General features: G+C 70.6%; 9 protein-coding genes. 3 read left to right on the top strand and 6 right to left on the bottom strand.

Annotated elements, in window-relative coordinates; genetic code table 11:
• Positions 1-111 precede the first annotated feature (111 nt).
• Positions 112-552, bottom strand: a complete 441-nt coding sequence (locus ACWDRW_RS26975; RefSeq protein ID WP_451726691.1) for an HD domain-containing protein — start codon at positions 550-552, stop codon at positions 112-114.
• The gene (locus ACWDRW_RS26970; protein ID WP_451726689.1) at positions 549-1,739 is read right to left on the bottom strand and encodes a PP2C family protein-serine/threonine phosphatase; all 1,191 of its coding nucleotides are present in this window, start codon (positions 1,737-1,739) and stop codon (positions 549-551) included. Before ACWDRW_RS26970 ends, ACWDRW_RS26975 begins: the two co-directional genes overlap by 4 nt.
• Before the next feature lie 162 nt (positions 1,740-1,901).
• On the opposite strand from ACWDRW_RS26970, the gene ACWDRW_RS26965 reads away from it, so the two are divergent.
• Positions 1,902-3,173: a GNAT family N-acetyltransferase gene (locus ACWDRW_RS26965; RefSeq protein WP_451726687.1), complete on the top strand. Its 1,272-nt coding sequence runs from the start codon at positions 1,902-1,904 to the stop codon at positions 3,171-3,173.
• Between the two features lie 7 nt (positions 3,174-3,180).
• Here the strand turns inward: ACWDRW_RS26965 and ACWDRW_RS26960 are convergent, their stop codons facing one another.
• Positions 3,181-3,996 (bottom strand): Fpg/Nei family DNA glycosylase, encoded by an 816-nt coding sequence (locus ACWDRW_RS26960; protein ID WP_451726685.1) that lies wholly within the window; start codon positions 3,994-3,996, stop codon positions 3,181-3,183.
• A 491-nt stretch (positions 3,997-4,487) separates the two neighbouring features.
• On the bottom strand, positions 4,488-4,973 hold the full coding sequence (locus ACWDRW_RS26955) for a ribose-5-phosphate isomerase (RefSeq protein WP_451726683.1): 486 nt from the start codon (positions 4,971-4,973) through the stop codon (positions 4,488-4,490).
• Between the two features lie 229 nt (positions 4,974-5,202).
• On the opposite strand from ACWDRW_RS26955, the gene ACWDRW_RS26950 reads away from it, so the two are divergent.
• Positions 5,203-6,684: an amino acid permease gene (locus ACWDRW_RS26950; protein WP_451726681.1), complete on the top strand. Its 1,482-nt coding sequence runs from the start codon at positions 5,203-5,205 to the stop codon at positions 6,682-6,684.
• 63 nt (positions 6,685-6,747) lie between these two features.
• Here the strand turns inward: ACWDRW_RS26950 and ACWDRW_RS26945 are convergent, their stop codons facing one another.
• Positions 6,748-8,541, bottom strand: coding sequence for a protein kinase domain-containing protein (locus tag ACWDRW_RS26945; RefSeq protein WP_451726679.1), 1,794 nt, complete (start codon positions 8,539-8,541; stop codon positions 6,748-6,750).
• Between the two features lie 240 nt (positions 8,542-8,781).
• On the opposite strand from ACWDRW_RS26945, the gene ACWDRW_RS26940 reads away from it, so the two are divergent.
• Complete coding sequence (locus ACWDRW_RS26940; protein ID WP_451726700.1) at positions 8,782-9,513, top strand: LPXTG cell wall anchor domain-containing protein; 732 nt, start codon at positions 8,782-8,784, stop codon at positions 9,511-9,513.
• A 243-nt stretch (positions 9,514-9,756) separates the two neighbouring features.
• Here ACWDRW_RS26940 and ACWDRW_RS26935 read toward each other — a convergent pair whose 3' ends face one another.
• A complete protein-coding gene (locus ACWDRW_RS26935; RefSeq protein ID WP_451726677.1) occupies positions 9,757-10,338 on the bottom strand; it encodes a biotin transporter BioY in 582 nt (193 codons plus the stop codon).
• Positions 10,339-10,628: the final 290 nt, after the last annotated feature.

Genomic DNA, 10,628 nt, shown 5'->3' with positions numbered 1-10,628 from the left:
AAGTACATCCAGTACGAGGGCTTGCACCCGGCACGCCGAGAGCACGCACCGGACGCCGCTCCTTGACGGGCAAACGTTGCCTGACGCGGCACTAGTTCACCGCGGGCCGGTTCAGCGGGCGGTCAGGCCGAGAAGTGCGCGCATCCTCGTGTATTTCTCGGTCAGGCGTACGCGCGTCTGCTCGTCCAGCACCGCCAGTCGCGCCGGATCCGCGTTGTGCGCCAGGTCCGACTCCTTCACCAGCAGGGCGCCCGGGGTGGCGAGGATTCTCGCGGCGTAGGCCTCCGGTGGCTCCCCCGGCCGCTTGGTGAGGGCCAGGACGATGGCCTTCGTACGGTCGCTCAGCGCGGCCTCGTGCAGCCAGTGCTCGGAGAGGGCGTCGTCCTCGACCGCGTCGTGCAGCCAGGCCGCCGCGATCTGCTCCTCGTCGCCGCCGCGGGCGCGGACTCCGGCGGCGACCGCCGCCAGGTGCTCGGCGTAGGGGCGGCCCGCCTTGTCGGTCTGGCCCTGGTGGGCGGCTCGGGCCGTGGACTCGATGTCCGAGAGGTTCATGCGTGCACCCCCGCCTGCGCCGTCACCGTAGGGCCCTCGCGGCAGATGAGCAGCAGGGCGCGGTCGTCGTTGACGTCCTTCGCGACCGCCTCGATCAGATGCCAGGCGGCGCCGTGGAAGCGGCCCGAGACATAGCGGTCGGCCTCGCCGGTGAGGCGGTCGATGCCCTCGACGATGTCGCGGTCCGAGGTCTCCACCAGACCGTCCGTGAACAGCATCAACACGTCCCCGGGACGCAGCGAGCCCTTCACGGGGTCGAACTGGGCGCCGTCGTACACGCCCAGCAGCGGTCCCTCGGCGGCCTTCTCCTCCCAGCGGCCGCTGCCGGCGCTGAGCTGGAGGCCCGGCGGGTGGCCCGCGGAGTAGAGCTCGTAGTCGCCGGAGTCCAGGTCCAGGACGAGATGGATCGAGGTCGCGAAGCCCTCGTCCCAGTCCTGGCGGAGCAGGTAGCCGTTCGCGGCCGGCAGGAAGGCGTGCGGGGGCAGGCTGCCCAGCAGGCCGCCGAAGGCACCCGAGAGCAGCAGCGCCCGCGAACCCGCGTCCATGCCTTTGCCGGAGACGTCCGTCAGGACGACCTCCAGGGTGCGGCCGCCGTTGGTCCGGGCCGCGACAACGAAGTCACCGGAGAACGACTGACCGCCCGCCGGGCGCAACGCCATCTCCCGGTGCCAGCCGTTCGGCAGCTGCGGCAGCTTGCTCTGCACCCGGATCCGTTCGCGCAGGTCGAAGAGCATGGTGCCGCCGCGCCGCCAGGGCACGCCGACCCGGCTGCGGAACTGCGCGATGAGCAGCCCGACGAAACCGCAGGCGGCGACCACCAGGACCACGCCCGGAGTGACCCGGGCGGCGCCCTCGGTGTACGGGCCGAGCTGCACCGACTCCACGATGAGAGCGGTGGCGGCGGCCGCGTACAGGCCGAGCAGGCTGGCCGGGCGCAGCAGCAGTCCGCCGGCGACGATCGGCAGGACCAGCGCGGCCGGTGAGCACCAGACCGAGTTGGCCAGGGTGGTGGCCGCGATCAGCGGGACGGTGAGCAGCAGTCCGGCCAGCGCGATCCAGTCCGAGCCGTCGCCGCGGAAGTAGTCCACGGCGCTTCTGCGCAGGCCGACGCGGACCCGGTGCCACTGCATCCGCAACCGGGCCGCGAACGTGTCAGCGGCCGCGCGCCGCTCTCGTCCTGCTGCCATTAGTTCGGGACCCTATCCATCGGACCAGCCGCTTGGCACGGGAGGTCCCACTTGTCCCCCGTCCGAGGCTCAACTTCACAGTGAACTTCACGAGAAGCCATCGTGCGGCCACCCAGCGGAAATTCCCTGGCTCGTCCCGCAATGCCCTGGTAGGCATGGCGCATGGGGACATACGTCACAACCGGATCCGCGACCGGCGCCATCGAGCTGCGCGAGCTGCTGCCCGAGCAGTGGGACACCTTCTACGACGTCCTGCTGCGTGCCTTCGGCGGGGTGCCCGAGCCCGCCGAGGAGCGTGAACTGTACCGGAGTCTCACCCAGTTCGACCGCTTCTTCGCGGCCTGGGACGGTGAACTGTGCGTGGGCTCCGCGGGGGCGTTCCCGTTCGCGGTCACCGTGCCGGGCGGGGCCTCGGTGCCCGCGGCGGGCGTGACGATGGTCGGGGTCGCCGCCACGCACCGACGGCGTGGGGTCCTTACGTCGATGATGCGCAAGCAGTTGGACGATGTGCGGTCCTGGGGTGAGCCCCTGGCGGTGCTGACGGCGTCCGAGCCCGCCATCTACGGGCGGTTCGGGTACGGCGTGGGGGCCGACCAGTTGGCCGCCGAGATCGACACCAGCAGGGTGCGGCTGACGGTTCCGGACGGTACGGACGACGTACGGCTGCGCTACGCGGAACCCGCCGACGCCGAGGTGATCGAAGCGTGCGAGGCGGTGTACGCGGCATTGGTACCGGTACGCCCCGGAACGCTGGCCCGGGTGCGCCCCGGGTGGGAGCGGGTGGGGGTGCTCGATCCCGAGGACGGGCGGGACGGGGCCTCGCCGCTGCAGTGCGTGCTGGCCGAGCGGGACGGCGAGACCGTCGGATACGCGCGCTTCGCCGTCAAGCCGGAGTGGGAGGTCTCCGGGCACAACGGCACGGTGTTGCTGCGGGAGCTGGCCGGAGTGGACGCCGCCGCGCAGGCCGCGCTGTGGCGGTTCCTGTTCGACATCGACCTGACGACCACGCTGCGGGTGTCCGGGCGGCCGGTGGACGAGGCCTGGCAGTACCAGGTGTCGGACATCCGTCGGTGCCGGCCGCGGTTCCGGGACGGACTGTATGTGCGGCTCGTCGACGTCGGGGCCGCGCTCCAGGCACGGACGTATCAGGCGCCGGTGGATGTGGTGCTGGAGGTGGAGGACTCCTTCTGCCCCTGGAACAGCGGGCGTTGGCGGCTGTCGGGGGACGCGAAGGGGGCGTCCTGCGCGCCGACCCGGGACGCGGCGGATCTGGCCCTGTCCGTACGGGAGTTGGCCTCGGCGTATCTCGGTGGGGTGAGCCTCGCGGGGCTGGCGGCCGCCGGGCGGGTGCGGGAGCTGCGGCAGGGGGCGCTGGCCGAGGCTTCGGTGGGGTTCGGTTCGGTGGTGGCGCCATGGCTGGCGCACGGGTTCTGAGCTGCCGTCAGTTCTTCTTTCGCCGCTGGCAGTTCGGGCACCAGAAGAGATTGCGGGCGGCGAGATCGGCGGTGCGGATCTCGCCGCCACAGATGTGGCAGGGGAGGTTGGCCCTGCGGTACACGTAGACCTCGCCGCCGTGGTCGTCCACGCGGGGTGGGCGGCCCATGGCCTCCGGGGTGTGTTCCGGGCGGACGGTGTCGATGCGGTTGTTGCGGACGCCCTCGTGCATCAGCTCCACGAGGTCCGTCCAGATCGCGTCCCACTCGGTGGGGGTGATGTCCTTGCCGGCGCGGTAGGGGTCGATGCCGTGCCGGAAGAGGACCTCGGCCCGGTAGACGTTGCCGACGCCCGCGAGGATTTTCTGGTCCATGAGCAGGGCGGCGATCGTGGTGCGGCTGCGGGAGATCCTGCGGTACGCCGTGGTGGGGTCGGCGTCGTCGCGCAAGGGGTCCGGGCCGAGGCGGTCGTGTATCGCCTGCTTCTCGGCGGGGGTGATCAGGGAGCAGGTGGTGGGGCCGCGGAGGTCCACGTACGACGTCGTGTTCGCGAGGCGGAGGCGGACCGTGTCGGTGGGTGGGGGTGCGGGGGTGGGGCCGAAGGCGACCTTGCCGAACAGGCCCAGGTGGATGTGGACCCAGGACTCCGTGAAGCCGAGGAAGAGGTGTTTGCCGTGGGCCTCGGTGGTGGTGAGGGGGGTGCCGGTGAGGAGGGCGGCGGCGTCGCTGAACTTGCCCTGGGGGCTGGTGACGTGGGGGGCTGTGCCGGTGAAGGCGGCGGCGTAGTCCTTGGCCAGCCGGTAAATCGTGTGCCCTTCCGGCACGGTGCTCCTTCTTGGTCGGTCGTGGATCGGTGCGGCGGGTGGGGGTGCGTGGGTGTTGTCGCCCCCGCCGCCCCTACCCGTCCCATCCCCCAGGGGCTGCCGCCCCTTCGGCCCCGCCCCAGGGGGCTCCGCCCCCTGGACCCCCATCGGCCCTGAAGGGGCCTCGTCCTCAAACGCCGGACGGGCTGAATTCCCCGGACCTGCGTCGAGAGGCGCAGCCCCTTACGGGTGGGTGGGGGATCGGGACGGCCGCGCTCGTCCTCAGACGCCGGACGGGCTCGACCTCCCGGACCGGCGTCGAGAGGCTCGGGCCCCTCGGGTGGTGGGGGATCGGGACGGCCGCGCTCGTCCTCAGACGCCGGACGGGCTCGACCTCCGCAGCCCTCTACGGGTGGGTGGGGTCGCGCTCGCCCTCCAACGCCGGACGGGATGAACATGCCGGACCGGCGTCTCGGGGCGGAGCGCCTTCGTGTCGAGAGGCGCGGCCTCTCCTACTGCTGCGGGTGGTGGGCGGGGATCGGGGGGAGGTCGCCCGTGGTCTCGTAGTCGGCCAGCATGTCGATGCGGCGGATGTGGCGCTCGTCGCCCGAGAACGGGGTGCCGAGGAAGGTCTCCACGAACTTCGTGGCCTCTTCCTGCGTGTGCATGCGGGCGCCCACGGCGACGACGTTCGCGTTGTTGTGCTGGCGGCCCAGGGCCGCGGTCTCCTCGCTCCAGGCGAGGGCCGCGCGGACGCCCTTGACCTTGTTCGCCGCGATCTGCTCGCCGTTGCCGGAACCGCCGATCACGATACCGAGGGCGTCGGCGTCGGCGGCGGTGCGCTCGGCGGCGCGCAGACAGAAGGGCGGGTAGTCGTCCTGGGCGTCATAGATGTGGGGGCCGCAGTCCACGGGGTCGTGGCCGGCCGCCTTGAGCCACTCGACAAGGTGGTTCTTGAGTTCGTAGCCCGCATGGTCCGAGCCGAGATACACGCGCATGGGCACGAGTGTGACACGCCCGGAAGCGGGCAGGCGCGGCGGGGGTTGGTCCCGACACCGGCTCGAGAAGTGTGAGTAAGACTACAGAACCTCAGGGAAACCTCAAGTAACGATCCGGATTCAAAGGTTCAATTCTTTCTTTGCCTCCGATTCACTGGACCAACTTGTTAGCCACCCCGTACTCCGCTCGTACGGGAAACCCCTCACCCGGCACGAAGGAATCCCCCCTATGACCTCGCAGCCGACCCTGTCGAAGGCTGAAAAGGACCCTGGAGCCACCGGCGATCCCGGCAATGGCCTCCAGGCCGGGCTCAAGAACCGCCATCTGTCGATGATCGCCATCGGTGGTGTCATCGGCGCCGGACTCTTCGTCGGGTCCAGCTCCGGTATCGCCACCGCCGGCCCCGGAATCCTGCTGTCGTACGCCCTCGTCGGCACGCTCGTGGTGCTGGTGATGCGGATGCTCGGTGAGATGTCCGCCGCCAACCCGACGTCCGGTTCGTTCTCCGCGCACGCCGACCGCGCGCTCGGTCCCTGGGCCGGGTTCTCCATCGGCTGGCTCTACTGGTTCTTCTGGGTCGTCGTGCTCGCGGTCGAGGCGACCGCCGGTGCGGTGATCCTGGAGGGCTGGATCCCGGCCGTCCCGCAGTGGGGCTGGGCGCTCATCGTGATGGTGGTGCTGACCGCCACCAACCTGGTCTCCGTCGGCTCCTACGGCGAGTTCGAGTTCTGGTTCGCCGGTATCAAGGTCGTCGCCATCGGCGCGTTCATCGTGGTCGGCGGACTGGCTGTGTTCGGGCTCCTCCCCGGTGTCGACTCCGACCAGGCCGGACTGGCCAACCTCACCGAGCACGGCGGATTCCTGCCCAACGGGCCCGGCGCCATCCTCACCGGTGTGCTGCTCGTCGTCTTCTCCTTCATGGGCAGCGAGATCGCCACCCTGGCCGCCGGTGAGTCCGAGGACCCGCAGCGGGCCGTCACCAAGTCGACCAACAGCATCATCTGGCGTATCGGTGTCTTCTACCTCGGCTCGATCTTCGTGGTCGTGACCCTGCTGCCCTGGGACTCCAAGTCGATCGCCGAGGACGGTTCCTACGTCGCCGCCCTCGACTCCCTCGGTATCGCGCACGCCGGTCAGATCATGAACTTCATCGTGCTGACCTCGGTGCTGTCCTGCCTGAACTCCGGCCTGTACACGGCCTCCCGGATGGCCTTCTCGCTCGGCCAGCGCGGGGACGCGCCCAAGGCGTTCGCGAAGACCACCGGCCGCGGTGTGCCGGTCATCGCGATCGTCGCCTCGGTCGTGTTCGGCTTCGTCGCCGTCTTCTTCAACTACAAGTTCCCGGACTCCGTCTTCCTCTTCCTGGTGAACTCCAGCGGTGCGGTCGCCCTGTTCGTGTGGCTCGTCATCTGCTTCTCGCAGCTGCGCATGCGGAAGATCATCGAGCGCGAGGCGCCGGAGAAGCTGGTCGTGCGGATGTGGCTGTACCCGTACCTCACCTGGGCGGCGGCCGCGCTGATCGTGTTCGTGCTCGGCTACATGCTCACCGACACCGAGCACGACGGCCGCAAGACCGTCCTGCTGTCGCTGCTGGTCGCGGCGGTCGTCCTCGCCATCGCCTTCATCAAGAACAAGGTCGGCGGCGGCCGGGCGGCCACCACCACGACCGTCCGGTCCGAGATCGACGCCGACGAGGTCAACGTCGGCTGATCCGTCCGCGGCAAGCGGACGCGGTACGCGGAAGGGGGCCCCTCGGGGCCCCCTTTCCCGTGCTCACAGGATCGTGAAGCTGTCCTTCACCTCTTCGTACGTCCCCAGCGCCCGCTCCTCGATGTCCGGCTGGTACCAGGTGTTGATCTGGTACGACTTCCCCTCCACGTTGAAGCCCAGCAACTGCGCGTGCCAGGGAACGCCCTGGAGCGTGAAGGTGTACTCCCAGACCACCGCCGGATGGTCGCGGAAGGTCGTCTCCTCCAGGCGGATCTTGTTGTACGCCTGGCCCTGGTGGGCGTTCTGCTCCGAGGTCTCCCACGTCTCCATCAGGTCGCCGCGGGCGAGGGAGGACTTGGCGACGAGCTCCTGCTTGCCGTCGGGAGAGGTGTAGTGCACCTCCGCGCCGGTCTTCACGTCCCGTCGCCAGCCCTCGGGGGTCACCCAGGCGAAGCCGCCTGCCTCCGTGCGCGCCCCCGGCGGCAGGGTCTGCGGACGGGAGGTGCCCTCCACCGTCGGCGAGGGGGACGCCGACGAGGAGGCGGCGGACGGGGAGAAGCCGGCCGCCTTGTCGTCGTCGTCCGGTGACCCCGAGTTGAGGACCAGGGCGACGGCCACCACGGCTCCGACGGTGACCAGTCCCACCGCGGCGAGGATCCCGGGGCGGCGGCGCGACGCGGGGCGGGCGGGAACCGCGGGGCCGGGCAGCTCACCCTGGGGCATCGGGTGCGGGTCGGGGGCGGGGGCCTGCCGCCGTTCCGTCTCCGCCTGAGCGTGGAACACGGCCGCCGGCCTCGTCTCCGCCTCCGCGTGCGGCACTGCCGCCGACCTCGTCTCGGCCTCCGCGTGGAGCGCGGCCGCCGACCTCGTCTCCGCCCGGACGAGCGAGACGCCGGCACCGGGTACCGGGGTGTCCGGGCGGCGCAGGCCGAAGTCATGGGTGGGCCGCTGCTGGCCGGGGGGCGGGCTGTCGAACGGCTCGGCCGGCTCTTCCGGTACGGGGTTCGGCTCGGGCTCCGGATCCGGCTCGTGCTCCGGTTCCGGCTCGGCGGGCTCCTCCGCCGTCCGCTCCGCCGTACCGCCCACCGTGACCGTCGGCGTGGGCGGTGGGAACGCGATCGGCTGGAGGGCAGTCTCCAGGTCCGTGAGCCCCGGGCGGATCTCCGGCTCCTTCTCCAGGAGCGCCGCCAGGATCCCGCTCAACGGGCCGGTCACCGGAGGGAGTTCAGGCTCCTCGTACAGCACCGCGTGCAGCGTGGCCAGCGTGGTGTCCCGGGAGAACGGGGAACGTCCGCCGAGGGCCGCGCAGAGGGTGGCGCCCAGGGACCAGATGTCGGAGGGCGGGCCCTGGGGGCGGCCGGAGATGCGCTCCGGGGCCATGTAGTCCGGGGAGCCGACCAGCATGCCCACCATCGTGAGCGCCTTGGCGTCCTGGATCGCCGCGATGCCGAAGTCCGTGAGGACCACGCGCCGGGCTCCCGTCTCCACCAGGACGTTGCCGGGCTTGATGTCCCGGTGCAGCACGCCGCGTTCGTGCACCTGGCGCAGTGCCGCGACCAGGCCGAGCCCGATGCGTGCCGTTTCGGCCGGGCCGAGGGGTCCGTCCTCCACGAGCATCCGTTCCAGGGAGCGCCCGGCGACCAGCTCCATGACGATCCAGAGCCGTTCGCCCTCGTCCACCACGTCGTACACGCGCACCACGTTGGGGTGGTCGATGCGGGCGGTGGCGCGGGCCTCGCGCAGGGTGCGTTCGCGGCGGGTGCGGGTGTCCTCCGGGTCGAGTCCGTCTATCCGCATTTCCTTGATCGCGACCGGCCGGTCGAGTATCTCGTCGGCGGCTCGCCACACCCGTCCCATTCCCCCCTGACCGATGCTCTCGACCAATCGATAGCGTCCGGTCACCAGGAGCCCTGGAACTCCACCGCTCCTCGTGTTTCCCGTATTCCCCGGCAATCCGCTGCACCCCCTCAATTCCCCACGGAGCCTGTCCGTTTGAAACACGATGGTCACACTTCGCGCCACACCAGCATAGTGCGGAGAAATCTTGTGGTACCTCTTCAAGTACTGCGAATTCAGGCGCAGCCAAGGGGGACGAACATGAGTTCTCGTCGTATGACGACCATCACGGGATCGCTGGTTGCAGCATCTTTCTCGGTCGTGGTGATCCTTCCGTTCACCGCAGCCGCGGATGACCAGGGGCCCCAGAGCAGCAAGGGGGGAAAGGCCGTTGACGAGGCACCGGCGGGGGTGGAACTGACCACGACGCTGCCCGAGAAGATCTCCGTCGACAACAAGTCCCAGGAGACGGCGATTACCGCCACGGTGAAAAACGAAGGAACCGAGGAGAGCGGAGAGATCAGGCTTCTGGTCGTCGGATTCGACGGCCTAACGGTCAAGAATGTTCAGGGTTGTTCACCGATCGCCGAAAGCGATCTGCCGGAGGGTTCGAACAGCGGATTCGCCTGCGCCGTGGACAATTTGGCCGCCGGGGACTCGAAATCGTACGACGTCGAGGCGACGTACGACCTGAGCAAGACGGGCAAGATCTGCCTGCCCGTCCAGTCCGCGTCCGGGGACAAGACGTACTGGCAGCAGGGCCCGGTGCCGTTCGGTACGACGAATCCGTCACCGAACGCCCCGGCCACCCCGCTGCTGCTGGGCACCGACAATCAGCCGGTGGCGCCCGGCGGTGACGAGCTGCCGAAGACCGGTGTCGAGCGGGACGTCCTGCCGCTGGGCGCGGCCGGGGCGGCCCTGATCGCGGCGGGCGCGGCCGGACTCTGGTGGACCCAGTTCCGGCGGCCGCGGCCGGTGCGTCAGGAGAACTGACCCCCGACAGCCGGCCGGACAACCTGACGGCACCTGTCAGGTTGTCCGGCCGAGCTGTGCCCACGACCTCGCGAGACCTCCTCGTCCCGCGTCCCGCCGAGCCCGGCGCGACGGCGAACTCGCGGGTTTCCGGACCGGGTCCACCGACCCCGGTGTTCGTCCCGGAGACGCGGAAGAGGCCCGCCGGGCCGAAGGCCGATCTCGACCCGGCGAGCCTCTTCCGAAACGGTGCTTCCGCGGCGGCTACTTCTTGAGCAGCTTCCAGGCCGTGGGCAGCAGGCCCATCGCCAGGGCCGCCTTCAGGGCGTCACCGATGAGGAAGGGGGTGAGGCCCGCCGCGACCGCGGCGGACAGCGACATGTCGGCCGCGAAGGCCAGGTACGGGACGCCGACGGCGTAGATGATCGCCTCGCCGACGAGCATCGTGCCGGCCATGCGCGGCACCGAGCGGTCGGCGCCGCGGCGGGCCAGGGCGCCGACGGCGGCGGAGGCCAGCAGCATGCCGAGGATGTAGCCGAAGGAGACGCTGAAGCCGTGGCCGCCCTGCGCGAACCACGGGACGCCCGCGAGGCCCGCCAGCGCGTACAGGGCCAGCGCCGCGACACCCCGGCTCGCGCCGAGGGAGGTGCCGACCAGCAGCGCGGCGAAGGTCTGGCCGGTCACCGGGACCGGGGAGCCGGGCACCGGCACGGCGATCTGCGCGGCGAGCCCGGTGAGCGCGGCGCCGCCCGCCACGAGCGCGAGGTCGCGGACACGGGAGGCGGGGAGCAGGTCGGCGAGGACCTGTCCGGTGCGGGTGGGGGCGGCGACAGCGGCGGTGCTCATGGGGACTCCGCGAGGTGAGGGCAGATCGGGACACGGCGACGCTATCCCAGGGGCCTTGAGCCGATCACCGTCAGTGGTCGACAAAGGCCGGAACGTGGGCTTGGTGGGCTCCGTACAAAGAGTGGCCGTTACACGCGGTACGGCGTGACACCGGTCACTGACGTGAGGCCGCGCAGGTCACGGAGGGGGTGTGGGGTGATCTGTAGGTTTCCCCCAATCCGGGAGTGGTGAGGGGTCCCGTACGCTCCGTGCCGTACCTGTCCGCATAGTGGGCAACCTCTTCGCCTGAG

Source organism: Streptomyces sp. NPDC003635, from assembly GCF_053587635.1.
The sequence above is the reverse complement of the archived record's forward strand: the minus strand, read 5'-3'. Positions and strand labels throughout refer to the sequence as shown.